A 16474-nucleotide genomic window follows, 5' to 3' on the forward strand; every position below is an offset into this window, starting at 1 on the left:
CCTGGCTGCGCGCGGCTACGCCGCGTCCCGCTCCCCGTCATCCGCCTCGGGCTCGGCGGACGCGGATGCGGAGGCAGACGCGGATGCTGGCGCGGGCGCCGGGGTCTCCTCCTCGGTCGGCCGCGGCGGCGTCGAGACCGCGCTCGCCGCCGCACACGCCGCCAGGAGCTCCGACATCGACGGTGACCGGTCGTCCATCGACGGTGACCGGTCGTCGCGCGCGGCGCCGGTCACGGCCACAGGGTCGTGGGCCGACATGGGTGCCTCCTGAGGGTCCTGGGGCAGTCGAGCGTCGAGCGGAGTTAGGCAGACCTAACCCACGTTTTCTCCCACCATGTGACCACGGCTGATGCCTGGAACGCAACAGCATGCCGACGGCTTGTCGGAAACTATCCGGCATCTGCACGCAAGCTCTACGCTGCGGCGTTGCCGGTTGACGCGCCCGCCGCACTACCCCGCGAGCGCCGCCAGGTCCTCCCCCGCCCAGCGGGCACCCACGCCCGTCACCACCACGTCCCGTACGTCGTCGACGTCGGCGGCCGTATCGCTGCCCACCGTCCGCTGGATCACCACATGCAGCCGGTCCTCCGCCAGCCCCTCGACCTTGCCCTCGCCCCATTCCACGGCCACCACCGAGTCCGGCAGGGAGACATCGAGGTCCAGGTCCTCCATCTCATCGAGGCCACCGTTCAGCCGGTAGGCGTCGACATGGACCAGCGGCGGGCCGTCGCCCAGTGAGGGGTGCACCCGGGCGATCACGAAGGTGGGCGAGGTGACGGCGCCCCGGACGCCCAGGCCCTCGCCGAGGCCGCGCGTCAGGGTCGTCTTGCCCGCGCCGAGTTCGCCGGTGAGCAGCACCAGATCGCCGGGACGCAGCAGCTTGGCGAGTCTGCGGCCCAGGTCCCGCATCTGGTCGGGAGAGGTGACGGTGATGCGCGTGGCTACGTCCATACTCGCCGATGGTACGGGCCAGAAAAGCCCGCCGCGGACGGGCTCACGCCGCATCCCGAACACCCCGGACAGAGGCACCGAGGCAGGGGCGACCAGGAGGAGGGCACGGCACCGGCGGCACCGCTCCTCAGCCCGTCACGCCCTCAGCCCGTCACGCCCCGCCCCGCCCGGTCGCCGACCCCGTCCACCGACCGCGAGAGCAGCTCCGTCAGGTGGCCGTTGACCACCTCCGGGTGCTCGAGGATCACCAGGTGCCCGGCCTCCTCGAGGATCACCAGCTCGGCGCCCGGAAGCAGCTCCGCGATGGCCTCGCTGTGTTCCATCGGGGTGATGAGGTCCTTGTCACCCGCGAGCACCAGCACCGGCACACCGTCGAAGTGCGGCAGCGCGGCCGCCTTGTCGTGGGCGATGAACGCCGGGTAGAACTCCGCGACCACATCGATCGGTGTGGCCTCGATCAGCCGCTCGGCGAACCGCGCCACCCCCGGGTCCACGTCCTTCGAGCCGAACGAATAGCGCTTGATCAGCCCCGCGAACAGGTCCGCGGTCGCCCGCCGCCCGCGCTCGACCAGGTCGGCCTGCCAGCCCAGCGCCTTCAGCAGCCCGGGCAGCACCCGCCGCACCGCGTTCACCCCGACCACCGGGAGGCCGAAGCTGACCTCGCCGAGGCGCCCCGCAGAGGTGCCGATGAAGGCCGCGCCGATCACCCGCTCCCGGATCAGATCGGGGTACTGCGCGGCCAGCGCCATCATCGTCATGCCGCCCATGGAGTGGCCGACGAGCACCAGCGGCCCCTCGGGCGCCGTCGCGTCGATCACCGCCTTGAGGTCGCGGCCGAGCTGGTCGATGCTGATCGCCTCGCCGTCCGCCTGGGCGCAGCCGCGCGCCGAGCGGCCGTGGCAGCGCTGGTCCCAGTAGACGGTGCGGACCACCTCGCGCAGCGCGGAGCGCTGGAAGTGCCAGGAGTCCTGGGCGAGGCAGTAGCCATGGCTGAAGATCATGGTGACGGGGGCGGGGGCGCGGCGCCCGAACCTCCGCTTGCGCCGGGGCGAGGGCGAGGCGGCGTTCTCCCGCATCTCCTCGACCTCGTAGTAGATCTCGGTGCCGTCCTCGGCGACCGCCGTCCCCGGGGTGCCGCGCAGCGTGCCGTACGGACCCTCGGCGTCCAGGGCGAGCCGCGCCTTGCGCCGTACGCCGCGGCCGACCGTCAGCCGCTCGAGCGCGACACCGGCCGCCGCCCCCGCCGCCAGCACGCCGATCGCGGCCCCCGCGAATCCGGCGCCCCGGCGCCAGCTCACGGCTGTGGCCCCCGCCGCGACTCGTGTCGCCATCTCTGCCGTGCTCTCGTCGCCCATGGTCAGTTCCCTGTGCCCCCGTCCTCACCTACATAAACGCGGGGGATACGGGCCGAGATCCTGGTCACGATCTCGTACGCGATCGAGCCCACGGCCCGCGCCCAGTCCTCGACGGTCGGCTCGCCCCGGTCCCCCGGGCCGAACAGCACCGCCTCGTCCCCCGGGGCGGCGGTGTCGCCGCCCAGATCCACCACGAACTGGTCCATGGCGACCGTACCCGCGATGGTCCGCCACTTCCCCGCGACCAGCACCGGGCCGGTGCCCGACGCATGGCGCGGGATGCCGTCACCGTAGCCGACGGGCACCAGCGCGAGGGTCGTCTCACCGGGGGTCACATAGCGGTGCCCGTAGGAGACGCCGTGACCGCCCGGCACCCGCTTCACGGAGGCGAGCGCGGCGGACAGTGTCATCACCGGGCGCAGCCCGAAGTCGGCGGCCGCGCCGAGTTCGGGGCTCGGGGAGATGCCGTACGTGGAGATGCCGGTCCGTACGAGGTCGAAGTGGGACTCGGGGACGGTCAGGGTCGCCGGGGAGTTGGCCATGTGGCGCACCTCGGGCCGCAGCCCCGCCCGTTCGGCGTGGGCCACCATCTCGCGGAAGACCGACAGCTGGGCGGCGATGGACGGATGGCCCGGCTCGTCCGCGCAGGCGAAGTGGGACCACAGCCCCGTCACCCGGATGGCCCCTTGCGCCTCGGCGGCGCGCGCCTCGTCGACCAGGGCGGGCCAGTCGGCGGGCTGACAGCCGTTGCGGCCGAGCCCGGTGTCCGCCTTGAGGTGCAGCCGCGCCGTACGGCCGCACGCGCGGGCCGCGGCGACGGCCTCGCGCAGCGCCCACAGCCCGCTGGCCGAGACGTCGATGTCCGCCTCGATGGCCTGCCGCCAGGGGCCGCCGGGCGTCCACAGCCAGCACATCAGCCGGCCCGTGTCCCCGGCCGCCCGCAGCGCGAACGCCTCCTCGGGCGTGGCCGCGCCCAGCCAGTCCGCGCCCGCCGCGCGGGCGGCGCGCGCGCACGGCACCATGCCGTGGCCATAGGCGTCCGACTTGACCACGGTCATCAGCTCGGCCGTGGGTGCCGCGGCGCGCAGCGCCCTCACGTTGGCCCGTAGGGCGGCCAGATCGACCACGGCACGGGCACGCATCGGTGTCTCGTCCATCTCCGTCAGTCTCTCAGGCGCGTCCCCCGAACGGAGTGTGTGCTTCTCCGCATGGAGTGCCTCGCTTCCACGCAAGGAGTGCCCTCTGTTCGGGAGACTATGGGTATGAGGATTGCCTACAGCGTCGAGACCGTACGGGCCGCCGAGCGCGAACTGATGGCGCGGCTGCCCGAAGGAGCGCTCATGCAGCGCGCGGCGGCGGGACTCGCGGCGGCGTGCGCCGATCTGCTGGGCCGGGTGTACGGCTCCCGGGTCACCCTGCTCATCGGCAGCGGCGACAACGGCGGCGACGCACTCTACGCGGGCGCCCGCCTGTCCCACCGCGGCGCGGGCGTCACGGCCGTACTGCTCAGCCCTGACCGTGCCCACGCGGGCGGCCTCACCGCGCTGCGGGCGGCGGGCGGGCGAGTGGCCGTCGGTGACGGCGAGGCGAAGGGTGACGCCGAGGCGGCCGTGGCGCGCGCCGATCTCGTCATCGACGGAATCGTCGGCATCGGCGGCAAGGGCGGGCTGCGGCCCGACGCGGAGCGCCTGGTACGGGCGGTGCGCGGCACCCTCGTCGCCGTGGACCTGCCCAGTGGGGTCGACGCCGACACGGGCGAGGTACGCGGCTCCGCCGTGGACGCGGACGCCACGATCACCTTCGGCACGTACAAGCCGGGGCTGCTCATCGACCCCGCCCGCACCCACGCGGGCGCCCTGCGGCTGGTCGACATCGGGCTGGGCGCCCACCTCCCGGCCGACCCCGGCGTGGAGGCGCTGCAGCACGAGGACGTGGCGGCGCTGCTGCCCCGGCCCTCGGCGGAGAGCGACAAGTACCGGCGCGGCGTGGTGGGCGTGGTCGCGGGCTCCGCCCGCTACCCGGGCGCGGCCGTACTGGCCGTCTCGGGCGCGCTGCGGGGCGGCGCGGGGGCGGTGCGCTACGTCGGCCCCGCCGCCGACAACGTCATCGCGCGCTTCCCCGAGACCCTCGTCCACGCCGGGCCCCCGGCCAAGGCGGGCCGGGTCCAGTCGTGGGTCGTCGGCCCGGGCCTCGGCGACGGTGCGGCGGCCCGGCACTCCCTGGAGGACGTCCTCGCCTCCGATGTGCCGGTCCTGGTCGACGCCGATGGACTCCACCTACTGCCCACCGGCGGTGACCTGCGCAAACGTGAGGCGGCCACGGTCCTCACCCCACATGCGGGCGAGGCGGCGGCGCTGCTCGGCGTAAGCCGCGAGGAGGTCGAGTCGGGCCGGCTGGCCGCCGTAAGGGCACTGTCCGAGCGCTACGGCGCGACCGTACTGCTGAAGGGCTCGACCACGCTGATCGCCGCCGAGCACCACCCGGTGCGCGTCAACCCCACCGGCGTCGGCTGGCTGGCCACGGCGGGCAGCGGCGATGTGCTGTCCGGCCTGATCGGCTCCCTGCTCGCCACGGGTCTCCCCGCCCGCGACGCGGCCTCGGTGGGCGCCTACCTCCACGGCCTGGCCGCCCGCCGCACCACGGCCCCACACGGCGCACCCATCGCGGCGTACGACGTCTCCACGGCGCTTACGGACACGTGGCGGGACGTACTGGCCTAAGGGTCCCGCGCGTTCCGCTGGTTGCGGGTGCGTGGTGGTTGCTGGGGTGCGCCCGCCACTCGTGGTGGATGCCGGGGGCGGGGCCTCCGGGGCGGCGCCCCCCGGCACCCACCGCGCGCCCCAGGCGCACCTCCACGCACCTGCATATGCAACCCGCGCCGCAGGACTGGCGATCGTAGACTCCAGGCCCTGCGTACGGACTTCGGTTCCCTCGCTCGCGATGTGCGAGTCGCCGAGTTGGATGCCGAGTGACGAAAGGGGCAGGGATGTCACGGACCGAGGGTGCCCGGCTGTTCCGGGAGGCGTGGATCGCGGGAGTGCGGCGGCACTTCCCCGGGGAGCCCAAGCCGGGTTATGTGACCCCCTGGGAAGAGACCCCGGAATGGGAACGGATTGCTGCCGGGGCGGTGTACGAGCAGGTGAAGCAGTTCCTGGAGGTAAGCGAGGGGCAGGCCGGGCGACTTTCGCGGGAGCAGAAGGGGCGCTTCGTCGCCACGTGCTGGACCGCGCAGATGTACCGGCACTTCGAGGACCCGAAGCCCGGGTACGTCGCCGACTGGCCGGATCTTCCCGGCTGGCAGCAGGAGACGGACGCGGACATCTTCGAGGAGATCGTGAAGGACGCCGACTGACCGGCGTCAGGCTACGGCGGCTTGCCCTTGTCATGGAACGGTCCCGGCGGGCGTACCCGATCGGACGGGGTCTGGGCCGCCGGGGTGCGGCCGCCGACGAGGCGGGAGGGGGTGGGGTCGGAGGGGTGGTGTCCTGGACGCTCACGCATATTTGTGGCGCCAATCTCCGGCCCACGCAAAGCCCCCGGCCAAGGGCGCCGTAAATGTGCGGTCCAGGGCGCCGCCCCGCAGGCCCCGCCCCCGGCACCCACCACGAACAGCAGGCACACCACCCACGCCCCCGCACACGCAAGCGCACCGACACCACCCACGCACCCGCACCCGCACCCGCAACCCGCACCCCGCGAGCCCTCAGCCCTCCGCGATCACCACCGCCGAGGCGACGCCCGCGTCGTGGCTCAGGGAGACGTGGAGGCCCCGTACGCCCAGCCGGTCCGCGCATACGGCGACCGTGCCGCGGACCGAGAGGCGGGGGCGGCCGGTTGGTTCGGTGAGGATTTCGGCGTCGGTCCAGCGGAGGCCGCCGGGGGCGCCCAGGGACTTGGCCAGCGCCTCCTTGGCCGCGAAGCGGGCGGCCAGGGAGGCCGTGCCGCGGCGCTCCCCGCTCGGCAGCCACAGCTCGCGCTCGACGAACAGCCGGTCCGCCATCCCGGGGGTGCGCCGCAGCGCGTCGTCGAAGCGATCGATCTCGGCGACGTCGATGCCGACGCCGATGATCACGGCGTCACTCGACGGGTCCGGCCGGGCCCACCGCTCACTCGACCGTCACCGACTTCGCCAGGTTCCTCGGCTGGTCGACCTCGTTGCCGCGCGCCGTCGCCAGCTCGCACGCGAAGACCTGCAGCGGCACGGTCGCGACCAGCGGCTGGAGGAGCGTGGGGGTAGCGGGGATCTCGATGAGGTGGTCGGCGTACGGGGCCACCGCCTCGTCGCCGCGCTCGGCGATCACGATGGTGCGGGCGCCCCGGGCCCGGATCTCCTGGATATTGGAGACGATCTTGTCGTGGAGGACCGACCGCCCGCGCGGCGACGGTACGACCACCACCACCGGCACGTCCTGCTCGATCAGCGCGATCGGCCCGTGCTTGAGCTCGCCCGCCGCGAACCCCTCGGCGTGCATATACGCGAGCTCCTTGAGCTTGAGCGCGCCCTCCAGGGCGACGGGGAATCCCACATGCCGCCCCAGGAAGAGCACGGTGTTCTTCTCGGCGAGGGTGCGGGCCAGCTCCCGTACCGGCTCCATGGTCTCCAGGACCTCGTCCACCTGGGTCGCGATCTCCGACAGCTCGCGGACCACGGAGAGGATCTCGTCGCCCCACTTGGTGCCGCGCACCTGGCCCAAGTAGAGGGCGACCAGGTAGCAGGCCACCAGCTGGGTGAGGAACGCCTTGGTGGAGGCGACGGCCACCTCGGGCCCGGCGTGGGTGTAGAGCACCGCGTCCGACTCGCGCGGAATCGTGGAGCCATTCGTATTGCAGATCGCCAGCACCTTCGCGCCCTGCTCACGGGCGTGCCGCAGCGCCATCAGGGTGTCCATGGTCTCGCCGGACTGGGAGATCGCGATGACGAGGGTGCGCTGGTCCAGGATCGGGTCGCGGTAGCGGAACTCGCTGGCCAGCTCCGTCTCGCAGGGGATCCGGGTCCAGTGCTCGATGGCGTACTTGGCGATCATGCCCGCGTGGTACGCGGTGCCGCACGCCACGATCACGACCTTGCTGACCTCGCGCAGCACCGAGGCCGGGATGCGCACCTCGTCCAGGCAGAGGTTCCCGGCCAGGTCGATCCGGCCGAGCAGGGTGTCCGCGACGGCCTTCGGCTGCTCGGCGATCTCCTTGAGCATGAAGTAGTCGTAGCCGCCCTTCTCGGCGGCGGAGGCGTCCCAGTCCACGTGGTACGGGCGGACCTCGGCCGGTGCCCCCTCGAAGTCGGTGACCGTCACACCGTCCCTGCGGGCCTCCACGACCTGGTCCTGGCCCAGCTCGATGGCCTCGCGGGTGTGGGCGATGAAGGCGGCCACATCGGAGGCGAGGAACGCCTCCTCCTCGCCGACGCCGACGACCAGCGGCGAGTTGCGGCGCGCCCCGACCACCACATCGGGCGCGTCCGCGTGCACCGCGACCAGCGTGAAGGCCCCCTCCAGGCGGCGGCAGACCTGCCGCATGGCCTCGGCGAGGTCGCCGCAGGACGAGAACGACTCGGCGAGCAGATGCGCCACGACCTCGGTGTCGGTCTCGGAGGCCAGCTCATGACCGCGCTCGGCCAGCTCGGCGCGGAGCGCGGCGAAGTTCTCGATGATGCCGTTGTGGACGACGGAGACCCGGCCCGCGTTGTCCAGGTGCGGATGGGCGTTGGCATCGGTCGGGCCGCCGTGGGTGGCCCAGCGGGTGTGGCCGACGCCGGTGCCGCCGGTGGGCAGCGGGCGGTCGGCCAGCTCCTTCTCCAGGTTGCCGAGCTTGCCCGCCTTCTTGGCCGCCGCCAGCCCGCCGTCGGCCAGCACGGCGACGCCCGCCGAGTCATAGCCGCGGTACTCCAGCCGCTTGAGCCCGGCGAGGACCACATCGAGGGCCGACCGCCCTCCCACATAACCAACGATTCCGCACATGGACGCAGCGTACGGCCCCCGGTCCCGGCCCGGGGTGACCGACCCCACGCCCCGGCACCCCTCACTCGGCCGGTCCCTGGCATGACAATGAGGGGGTGATCACGTCAACCGCGCGCGAGGCGCGCACCGTGCGCGGCCCGCAGCGGCGGAGCGGCGAGGCGACCCCGTATGTGGACCTGTCCCGCGCCGAGTGGAGTGCGCTGCGGGACAAGACGCCGCTGCCGCTGACCGCCGACGAGGTCGAGAAGTTGCGGGGACTCGGCGACGTCATCGACCTCGACGAGGTGCGGGACGTCTATCTGCCGCTGTCCCGGCTGCTCAACCTCTACGTGGCCGCCACCGGCAATCTGCGCGGCGCGCTCAACACCTTCCTGGGCGACACCAAGCGGGGCAACGGGGCCCAGCCCGGCACGCCGTTCGTGATCGGCGTGGCGGGGAGCGTCGCGGTCGGCAAGTCGACCACCGCGCGGCTGCTCCAGGCGCTGCTGGCCCGCTGGCCCGAGCATCCGCGGGTGGAGCTGATCACCACGGACGGCTTCCTCTACCCCAACGCCGAGCTGCGGCGCCGCGGGCTGATGTCCCGCAAGGGGTTCCCGGAGAGCTACGACCGCAGGGCGCTGACCCGCTTCGTCGCCGATGTGAAGGCGGGCCGGGCGGAGGTCTCCGCGCCGGTCTACTCCCATCTGATCTACGACATCGTGCCGGACGAGCGGCTGACCGTGCACCGCCCCGACATCCTCATCGTCGAGGGGCTCAATGTGCTGCAGCCCGCGCTGCCGGGCAAGGACGGGCTGACCCGGGTGGGGCTCGCGGACTTCTTCGACTTCAGCGTGTACGTGGACGCCCGGACCGGGGACATCGAGCGCTGGTACCTGGGCCGTTTCAAGAAGCTGCGGGAGACGGCCTTCCAGGATCCGTCCTCGTACTTCCGCAAGTACACCCAGGTCTCGGAGGAGGAGGCGCTGGACTACGGGCGGATGATCTGGCGGACCATCAACAAGCCGAATCTGCAGCAGAATGTGCAGCCCACGCGGGGGCGGGCGACGTTGGTGCTGCGGAAGGGGCCCGACCACAAGGTGCAGCGGCTCTCGCTGCGCAAGCTGTAACGGGGGCTCCGCCCCGGACCCCGCTCCTCAAACGCCGGGGGGGGCTGGACTTTCCCCGGACGGAGCTGGATTTCCTCCGGACGGAGCTGGATTTTCCTGAGGGCGGATTTTCCCGGACGGGGGTGGATTTGCCAGTTAGCCCAGGGCCGACTTCACCGCGTCCGCCAGGCGGCCCGCGACCGAGCGGGCCTGCTCGATGTCGGCGGCCTCGACCATGACCCGGACCAGCGGCTCCGTGCCCGAGGGGCGGAGCAGCACCCGGCCGGTCTCGCCCAGCTCGCGCTCGGCCTCGGCGACGGCCGCGGCCACGTCCGCACTGGAGGCGACGCGGGACTTGTCCACGTCGGGGACGTTGACCAGGACCTGGGGCAGCCGCTCCATGACGCCCGCGAGGTCGGCCAGGGTGCGGCCGGTCGCGGCGACCCGGGCCGCGAGGAGCAGGCCGGTGAGGGTGCCGTCACCCGTCGTGGCGTGGTCGAGGACGATGACGTGGCCGGACTGCTCGCCGCCCAGCGCATAGCCGCGGGACTTCATCTCCTCCAGGACGTAGCGGTCCCCGACCGCCGTCTGGACCAGCTCGACGCCCTCCCGCTCCATGGCCAGCTTGAAGCCGAGGTTGGACATCACGGTGCCGACCACCGCGTCCCCGCGCAGCCCGCCCGCCTCGCGCATGGCCAGGGCCAGGACGGCGAGGATCTGGTCGCCGTCGACCTCCCGGCCCGAGGCGTCCACCGCGAGACAGCGGTCGGCGTCCCCGTCGTGGGCGACGCCGAGGTCCGCCCGGTGCTCCGCGACGGCCGCCTGGAGGCGGTCGAGGTGGGTGGAGCCGTAGCCGTCGTTGATGTTGAGCCCGTCCGGTTCTGTGCCGATCGTCACGACCTCGGCCCCGGCCCGCGTGAACGCCTCGGGGGAGACCCGGGCGGCGGCGCCGTGTGCTCCGTCGATGACGACCTTGAGGCCGTCGAGCCGGTTGGGGAGTACGCCGACCAGATGGGCCACATAGACGTCCAAGCCCTCGTCGTAGTCCCGGACCCGGCCCACCCCGGCGCCCGTCGGCCGGTCCCACGGCTCACCGGAGGCATGGGCGCGGTAGGTGGTCTCGATGCGGTCCTCCAGCTCGTCGGCCAGCTTGTGGCCGCCGCGGGCGAAGAACTTGATCCCGTTGTCGGGCATCGGGTTGTGGCTCGCGGAGAGCATCACCCCGAGGTCCGCGTTGAGCGCCCCGGTCAGATGCGCGACCGCCGGTGTGGGCAGCACGCCGACCCGCAGTACGTCCACCCCGGCGCTGGCCAGCCCCGCCACCACGGCCGCCTCCAGGAACTCCCCGGACGCTCGCGGATCCCGCCCGACCACCGCCACCGGACGATGGCCCTCGAAGGTTCCCGCCTCGGCGAGCACATGCGCCGCCGCTACCGACAGGCCGAGCGCCATCTCAGCCGTCAGATCGGCGTTCGCGACGCCGCGCACACCATCCGTACCGAAGAGTCGTCCCACTGGTGTCCTCCGAAGTTACGAGCTGGGGGGCTGAAGCTTGCTTGTAGGTATACGCCCCCCGGCGGCGATAGCCGAACGCCCCGGAGGCACGGATGGTGCCGCCGGGGCGTTCGGGTGAAGCAGCGGTGCCGCGATGGGCGTCAGCGCTTGCTGTACTGCGGCGCCTTGCGGGCCTTCTTCAGACCGGCCTTCTTACGCTCGGTGGCGCGGTCGTCACGGGTCAGGAAACCGGCCTTCTTGAGGGGGCCGCGGTTGTTGTCCACGTCCGCCTCGTTCAGCGCCCGGGCGATGCCCAGACGCAGCGCCCCGGCCTGGCCGGAGACGCCGCCGCCCGCGATACGGGCGATGACGTCGTAGCGGTCGTCGAGCTCGAGCACCTTGAAGGGCTCGTTGACTTCCTGCTGGTGGACCTTGTTCGGGAAGTACTCCTCGAGAGTACGCCCATTGATCTTCCACTGCCCGCTGCCCGGCACGATGCGGACACGCGCCACGGCGTTCTTGCGGCGCCCGGTGCCGGCGGCGGGCTGCGGGTCACCGAAGCGGGAAGCGAGCGACTCGGAGGTGTACTCCGACTCGACCGTCTCAACGCTCTCGGTGGTGTACTCCTCGACATCGAGGGGGGTCTCTGCGGTGGTCTCGGCCACGATGCTCCTCAGATTCTCTTCGTCGTAAGGGGTGGCCGGACTACTGCGCGACCTGGGTGATCTCGAACGGAACCGGCTGCTGAGCGGCGTGCGGGTGCTGGTCGCCCGAGTACACCTTCAGCTTCGAGAGCATCTGACGGCCCAGGGTGTTCTTGGGGAGCATGCCCTTGATGGCCTTCTCGACGGCCTTCTCCGGGTTCTTGTCCAGCAGCTCGTCGTAGCGGATGGAGCGCAGACCACCCGGGTAGCCGGAGTGGCGGTACGCCATCTTCTGGGTCCGCTTGTTACCGGAGAGGTGCACCTTGTCGGCGTTGATGATGATGACGAAGTCACCAGCGTCGACATGCGGCGCGTACACCGGCTTGTGCTTGCCCCGCAAAAGGGTGGCGGCCTGGGTGGCCAGACGGCCCAGAACCACGTCGGTGGCGTCGATGACATGCCACTGACGCTGGACGTCGCCGGGCTTGGGGCTGTACGTACGCACGGTCGTAGCCTTCGCTTCTTCAGTGAGTGGAGTCTCCCCGGGCCCGCGAGGGCACGGGAGGACAGGTCCGGACAAGGCCACCCGGACGATCACGACAGCCGTGGCCGCACCTCGGTGACGCATGCCGAGTGCTTGCCGCTGGTCATCGGCCCGGTGGACCGGCGTAACGGCCTCTCACGTGAGAACGAGCAAGCCAGTACGCATAACGAACTGGCAGAATACCGGCCTGAACCCGCACGGGTCAAAACGCGAACCCGTACGGTTCAGACACCCCCGTGCCGTCACGCACCGCCCGCGCCCCCGTCCGGGGTGAGGTGGGGCGTGCCCGTCCGACGCCGACCGTGACGTTCCCGTCACCCGGCCGGTCTAAGATGCGCGCCATGAGCTTTGGGCAAGGGGGGCCTTACGGGCCCGGGGGTTCTCAGCCGCCTCAGCCGTCGACGCCGGACTGGGCGGCGCTCGCCGACCAGTCCGCCGCGCGCAACCGCCGCCGCAAGCTGCTCTTCATCGGGGGCGGGGTCCTGACGACGGCCGCCGTCGCCGCGATCGTCGCCACCGCCGTGGTCAGCAGCGGCCACAAGGACAGCGGTGGGGGCGATTCGGCCGGGGGGCTGCCGACCCCGCAGGACCTGCCCAGCGGTTCTGCGACGCCCGAGCCGACCTTCTCCGATGTGGCCCCGCCCGCGCCGCCCAAGCCGCTGGACATCATCTCCAGCGCCGAGCGGGACAAGGCGCCGCTGAGCGCGGGCACGCTCTTCCCCGACAAGCGCGCCGCGAGGGACGACCGCTCGTACACCAAGGCGGCGTCCGCCTCCACCACCAGCTGCTCGGCCGCGGCCCAGGGGGCGCTCGGCCCGGTTCTGGTGGACAACGGCTGCCGCAAGCTGCTGCGGGCCACCTTCACCCGGGACGGCGTCGCGGTGACGGTCGGTGTCGCGGTCTTCGACGGCAAGGCGGCGGCCGAGAAGGCCAAGGACGGGTACAAGCCGAACATCGCCTCGCTCCCGGGCGGGGGCGTGCCGAGCTTCTGCCGCCGTACGGCCTGCCAGAGCTCGGCGAACGCGATCGGGCGGTACGCCTACTTCACGATCTCCGGCTATACGTCGGGGAAGGCGGTCACGGCGTCGGACACCGCCGCCCTCCAGGCCGCCCGCGATGTGGCCGACTACACCTTCCGCCGGATCCTGGCCCGGGGCAGCGCCCAGGCGTCCGCGGAGGCCGCCTCGGCCGCCTCCGGGACCGACTGACTAAGGCCGGGCCCGCCAAGAGCCAGGACTGGGCACCGCCGGACGCTACGACGCGGCGCCCTTCGTGGCCTTCTCCACCTTCGCCACCTGGGCGTCCACCAGCGCGGCCGGGATCTCGGACTTCGCCGGGTCCGCGACGTTCACCCCGAAGAACACCGTCACCTGCGGCCCGGTCCGCACGGCCGTGAACTTGATGACGACCGCCTCCTTGCCCGCGTCGTGCAGGCCGAAGGACACCACCTCGTCCCCGGCCTTCGGCGCGTCCAGCGGTGTCACCTTCGCGACGTCCGCCTTCTCGCCCGTGCCGTCCTTGGCCGGGAAGCCGCCCCGGCAGGCGGTGGCGGCCTCGCGCAGGTCCTTCACCGTGCGCTCGGCGCCGCCCGGTCCGTAGGAGGAGATCCGGATCAGTCCGGTGGAGCCGACGTCCGCCTTGGTGAGGCCGGTGGCGAAGGCGCGGTGGACGCTGGCCTTGGGCGCCGGGTCGTAGTGGCTCCCCATCAGCGCGGCCAGCGGCTGGCACGCGGCCTTCTGGGACTTGGCCGAGCCGCCCTGGCTGACCTCCTTGTCCGTCATCTTCTGCACCTTGACCCCCTTGACCTCGCCATTGGTCAGGGCGGCCCGCTCCAGGGCGGACGCGGACAACGGCTTCGCGGCCGGATCGGAGCTCGCGGCCTCGCCCCCTTGCGAAGCGCCGTCGCCCTGCTTAGCCCCGTCGCTGTGCTCAGCGCTGCCCGACTGCTTGGCGCCGTCCGCCTTGCCGTCGCCGGAGTCGCTGCCGCATCCGGTCATCAGCCCCAGCGCCGCCACCACCGCGATGGCCGCACCCACGGTCCGTTTCATACCGGACTCGTTCATTTCTCTGTCCACCCCTGGTCGGTATCGGGCCCGTACGGCCGCCGCACGGACACCCCGCAGACTCCCAGAACCCGGGGAAGGTTGTAATCCCTTTGGCGAATGTGGTGGATCCCATATCACCACACGCATAAGCAACCTTCGAGGCCCTGGCCAGTCTTACCGACAGACCGGTCATTGCTGGCTCCACCCCGGAGGGGAGGGCACACCGCGGCAGCTCACCCCGCCGCGCGTACATCACCATGAAGATTTCTTTCCTGCTCCACAATGCCTATGGCATCGGCGGAACCATCCGGTCGACCTTCAATGTGGCCGGGGCGCTCGCCGCCCACCACACCGTGGAGATCGTCTCCCTGATCCGCACCATCGACACCCCGAACCTCCCCCTCCACCCCGCCGTGCGGCTCAGACCCCTGATCGACCTGCGCCCCCACGAGGACCCGCCCCGCGCCGGGCGCCGCACCGCCGACCTCGGCCATCCGCTGCTGACCCGGCCCAGCGCCCATGTCCCCGCCGCCGAGGCCAGGGGCACCACCAACTTCAACGCCCTCACCGACGAGCGCGTCGCCGTCTACCTCGACCGCACCGACGCCGATGTCGTCATCGCCACCCGCCCCGGCCTGGTCATCTATCTCGCCGCGCTCGGCCGCACCGGACGCTTTCTGCGGATCGGCCAGGAGCACCGCCTCTACGGCACCCACCGCGCCGAGATCCGCGCCGCCTGTGACGCCGCCATCCCCCACCTCGACGCGTACACTTCCGTCTCCGAGGCCGACGCCGCCACCCACCGGGCCCACCTCCCCGGCGTCACCACCCGGCTGACCGCCCTGCCCAACGGGGTGCCCGCCACCGGCATCGAGCCCTCAGACGGCCGCGCCAAACTCGTCGTGGCCGCGGGCCGGCTGATCCCCGTCAAGCGCTATGACCTGCTGGTGGCCGCCTGGGAGACGGTGGCCGCCAAACACCCCGACTGGCGGTTGCGCATCTACGGCCGCGGCCCCCAACTCCCCGCGCTGCGCCGCCAGATCGACGAGCTCGGGCTGGCCGGTCAGATCACCCTGATGGGCGCCCACTCCCCCATCGAGACCGAGTGGGCCAAGGGCGCGATCGCCGCCGTCACCTCCCGCGAGGAGTCGTTCGGCATGACGATCGTCGAGGCGATGCACTGCGGAGTGCCCGTGGTCGCCACCGACTGCCCGCACGGCCCCGGCGAGATCATCACCGACGGCCGGGACGGGCTGCTGGTGCCGGTCGGCGACGCGGACGGGATCGCCAAGGGGCTGCTGGCCCTGATCGAGGACGACCAACTGCGCCGCTCGATGGGCGAGGCGGCCCGGATCTCGGCGGAGCGCTACGCACCCGAGCGCGTGGCCGCCGGTTACGAGCGGCTGATCGAGGAGCTCCACACCGCCCGTACCGCCCACACCGCCCGCTCCACCGCGGCACCGGCCCACCGGCGCCGCACGGCCGCGCCGTTACGGGGCCGGCCGACCGGAGCGCCGCTGACCGGCACCCTCAAGGACGCCGTCAAACAGTTGATCCGCAAGCCGCTGCGGCCCGTCGCCTCCTGCCGGGTCACCGCCGAGGGCGATCTGTCGGTGCTGCTGGAGGCCGCCGGACTGCACGGCGGCGAGCTCGAACTGACCGTCACCCGCCGCAGGAGCGACGAGCCTCCGTTCCGTGTACCGCTGCTGCCCCCGGTCGGCGCCACGCCGTCCGCGCCCTGGACGGCCACCCTCGACCGGGCGACGCTCGACCTGGCCGAGGGCCGCTGGGACCTGCATGTGGTCCGCGCCTCCGACGGCGTCCGCCGCCGGGTCCGCTGCCGCTTCGCCGAGGGGCGCGGGCTGCTGGACCTGGAGCCGCTGCCCGGCTCCCCGTTCGCCTGGTGGATCCCCTACTCCACCGTGGACGGCTATCTCGCGCTGCGCGCCTGGCGGCGCCCGGCCCACGCCGAGGCCCGGGTCATCCGACTGGACGCCGAGGGGCTGGCCGTCGAAGGCACCCTGTACGGGGCGCGCTTCGGGCCCGGCGCCGCCCCGACCGCGGTGGCCACCCCGTCCAAGGGCCCGGCCCGGCCCTTCCTCACCGGAGTCACGGCGCTCGACGGCGGCCGGTTCCGCTTCACCGTCCCGTACGAGCGGATCCGGGAGGCCAGGGACGGCGAAGGGGCCACCGCGAGCTGGACCCTGACGCTCCATAAGTCCGCCCGGGACGGGACCCCGATCCGGATCGGACGCATCGTCGGCGACATCGTGGACCGCGATAGGACGGACCTCTTTCCGATCACCCACGGTGTCCGGCCCCACCTCAGCCGCACCGGTGACCTCACCATCATCTCCGTCACCATACGGAATTGAGAGAATCGGCCCACTGGTGCCGGGTTT

15 protein-coding genes are annotated in these 16474 nt (G+C 72.4%); 5 read left to right on the forward strand and 10 right to left on the reverse strand.

All coding sequences use genetic code 11. The annotated features are described in order from the left end of the window. Positions 1 to 15 precede the first annotated feature (15 nt). The 4 genes from VT50_RS03905 to alr all read right to left on the reverse strand — a co-directional run bounded on the left by VT50_RS03905 (position 16) and on the right by alr (position 3463). Positions 16 to 258, reverse strand: coding sequence for a hypothetical protein (locus VT50_RS03905; RefSeq protein WP_046086876.1), 243 nt, complete (start codon positions 256 to 258; stop codon positions 16 to 18). A 192-nt stretch (positions 259 to 450) separates the two neighbouring features. Continuing rightward, positions 451 to 951 (reverse strand): tRNA (adenosine(37)-N6)-threonylcarbamoyltransferase complex ATPase subunit type 1 TsaE, encoded by a 501-nt coding sequence (gene tsaE, locus VT50_RS03910; RefSeq protein WP_107424719.1) that lies wholly within the window; start codon positions 949 to 951, stop codon positions 451 to 453. A 143-nt stretch (positions 952 to 1094) separates the two neighbouring features. Continuing rightward, entirely contained in the window at positions 1095 to 2306 is a 1212-nt protein-coding gene (locus tag VT50_RS03915) for an alpha/beta fold hydrolase (protein WP_046086874.1), read from the reverse strand. Between the two features lie 2 nt (positions 2307 to 2308). Next, on the reverse strand, positions 2309 to 3463 hold the full coding sequence (gene alr, locus VT50_RS03920) for an alanine racemase (protein ID WP_046086873.1): 1155 nt from the start codon (positions 3461 to 3463) through the stop codon (positions 2309 to 2311). 105 nt (positions 3464 to 3568) lie between these two features. On the opposite strand from alr, the gene VT50_RS03925 reads away from it, so the two are divergent. Then, positions 3569 to 5026: a bifunctional ADP-dependent NAD(P)H-hydrate dehydratase/NAD(P)H-hydrate epimerase gene (locus VT50_RS03925; protein WP_046086872.1), complete on the forward strand. Its 1458-nt coding sequence runs from the start codon at positions 3569 to 3571 to the stop codon at positions 5024 to 5026. A gap of 266 nt (positions 5027 to 5292) precedes the next feature. Continuing rightward, positions 5293 to 5658: a hypothetical protein gene (locus VT50_RS03930; protein WP_046086871.1), complete on the forward strand. Its 366-nt coding sequence runs from the start codon at positions 5293 to 5295 to the stop codon at positions 5656 to 5658. 351 nt (positions 5659 to 6009) lie between these two features. Here VT50_RS03930 and VT50_RS03935 read toward each other — a convergent pair whose 3' ends face one another. Together VT50_RS03935 and glmS are read right to left on the reverse strand one after the other, a co-directional pair. Beyond that, entirely contained in the window at positions 6010 to 6378 is a 369-nt protein-coding gene (locus VT50_RS03935) for a holo-ACP synthase (RefSeq protein ID WP_046086870.1), read from the reverse strand. 34 nt (positions 6379 to 6412) lie between these two features. After that, positions 6413 to 8260 carry a glutamine--fructose-6-phosphate transaminase (isomerizing) gene (gene glmS, locus VT50_RS03940; protein ID WP_046086885.1) on the reverse strand — a complete coding sequence of 616 codons (1848 nt, stop codon included), beginning with the start codon at positions 8258 to 8260 and terminating at the stop codon, positions 6413 to 6415. A 95-nt stretch (positions 8261 to 8355) separates the two neighbouring features. On the opposite strand from glmS, the gene coaA reads away from it, so the two are divergent. Beyond that, positions 8356 to 9366 carry a type I pantothenate kinase gene (coaA, locus tag VT50_RS03945; RefSeq protein WP_046086869.1) on the forward strand — a complete coding sequence of 337 codons (1011 nt, stop codon included), beginning with the start codon at positions 8356 to 8358 and terminating at the stop codon, positions 9364 to 9366. A 135-nt stretch (positions 9367 to 9501) separates the two neighbouring features. On the opposite strand, the gene glmM is transcribed toward coaA, so the two are convergent. The 3 genes from glmM to rplM all read right to left on the reverse strand — a co-directional run bounded on the left by glmM (position 9502) and on the right by rplM (position 11988). Then, a complete protein-coding gene (gene glmM / locus VT50_RS03950) occupies positions 9502 to 10860 on the reverse strand; it encodes a phosphoglucosamine mutase (RefSeq protein WP_046086868.1) in 1359 nt (452 codons plus the stop codon). Positions 10861 to 11000: 140 nt separating this feature from the next. Next, complete coding sequence (rpsI, locus tag VT50_RS03955; RefSeq protein WP_046086867.1) at positions 11001 to 11504, reverse strand: 30S ribosomal protein S9; 504 nt, start codon at positions 11502 to 11504, stop codon at positions 11001 to 11003. Positions 11505 to 11544: 40 nt separating this feature from the next. Beyond that, positions 11545 to 11988, reverse strand: coding sequence for a 50S ribosomal protein L13 (gene rplM, locus VT50_RS03960; RefSeq protein WP_046086866.1), 444 nt, complete (start codon positions 11986 to 11988; stop codon positions 11545 to 11547). A gap of 380 nt (positions 11989 to 12368) precedes the next feature. Here rplM and VT50_RS03965 point away from each other — a divergent pair, with 380 nt between their 5' ends. Continuing rightward, the gene (locus tag VT50_RS03965; protein ID WP_046086865.1) at positions 12369 to 13235 is read left to right on the forward strand and encodes a hypothetical protein; all 867 of its coding nucleotides are present in this window, start codon (positions 12369 to 12371) and stop codon (positions 13233 to 13235) included. Between the two features lie 45 nt (positions 13236 to 13280). On the opposite strand, the gene VT50_RS03970 is transcribed toward VT50_RS03965, so the two are convergent. After that, the gene (locus tag VT50_RS03970; RefSeq protein WP_240529032.1) at positions 13281 to 14075 is read right to left on the reverse strand and encodes a hypothetical protein; all 795 of its coding nucleotides are present in this window, start codon (positions 14073 to 14075) and stop codon (positions 13281 to 13283) included. A gap of 254 nt (positions 14076 to 14329) precedes the next feature. On the opposite strand from VT50_RS03970, the gene VT50_RS03975 reads away from it, so the two are divergent. Continuing rightward, positions 14330 to 16447, forward strand: a complete 2118-nt coding sequence (locus tag VT50_RS03975) for a glycosyltransferase family 4 protein (protein ID WP_046086863.1) — start codon at positions 14330 to 14332, stop codon at positions 16445 to 16447. The last annotated feature ends 27 nt before the right edge of the window (positions 16448 to 16474 follow it).

Origin of the sequence: Streptomyces antioxidans, assembly GCF_000968685.2 — a bacterium.
Lineage (GTDB): Bacteria > Actinomycetota > Actinomycetes > Streptomycetales > Streptomycetaceae > Streptomyces > Streptomyces antioxidans.

Coding starts and splice junctions, on each gene's coding strand:
- VT50_RS03930 (WP_046086871.1), top strand. CDS start 5,293: ATGTCACGGACCGAGGGTGCCCGGCTGTTCCGGGAGGCGTGGATCGCG.
- VT50_RS03975 (WP_046086863.1), top strand. CDS start 14,330: ATGAAGATTTCTTTCCTGCTCCACAATGCCTATGGCATCGGCGGAACC.
- VT50_RS03965 (WP_046086865.1), top strand. CDS start 12,369: ATGAGCTTTGGGCAAGGGGGGCCTTACGGGCCCGGGGGTTCTCAGCCG.
- VT50_RS03905 (WP_046086876.1), bottom strand. CDS start 258: ATGTCGGCCCACGACCCTGTGGCCGTGACCGGCGCCGCGCGCGACGAC.
- tsaE (WP_107424719.1), bottom strand. CDS start 951: ATGGACGTAGCCACGCGCATCACCGTCACCTCTCCCGACCAGATGCGG.
- glmS (WP_046086885.1), bottom strand. CDS start 8,260: ATGTGCGGAATCGTTGGTTATGTGGGAGGGCGGTCGGCCCTCGATGTG.
- VT50_RS03925 (WP_046086872.1), top strand. CDS start 3,569: ATGAGGATTGCCTACAGCGTCGAGACCGTACGGGCCGCCGAGCGCGAA.
- VT50_RS03970 (WP_240529032.1), bottom strand. CDS start 14,075: ATGAAACGGACCGTGGGTGCGGCCATCGCGGTGGTGGCGGCGCTGGGG.
- alr (WP_046086873.1), bottom strand. CDS start 3,463: ATGGACGAGACACCGATGCGTGCCCGTGCCGTGGTCGATCTGGCCGCC.
- VT50_RS03915 (WP_046086874.1), bottom strand. CDS start 2,306: ATGGGCGACGAGAGCACGGCAGAGATGGCGACACGAGTCGCGGCGGGG.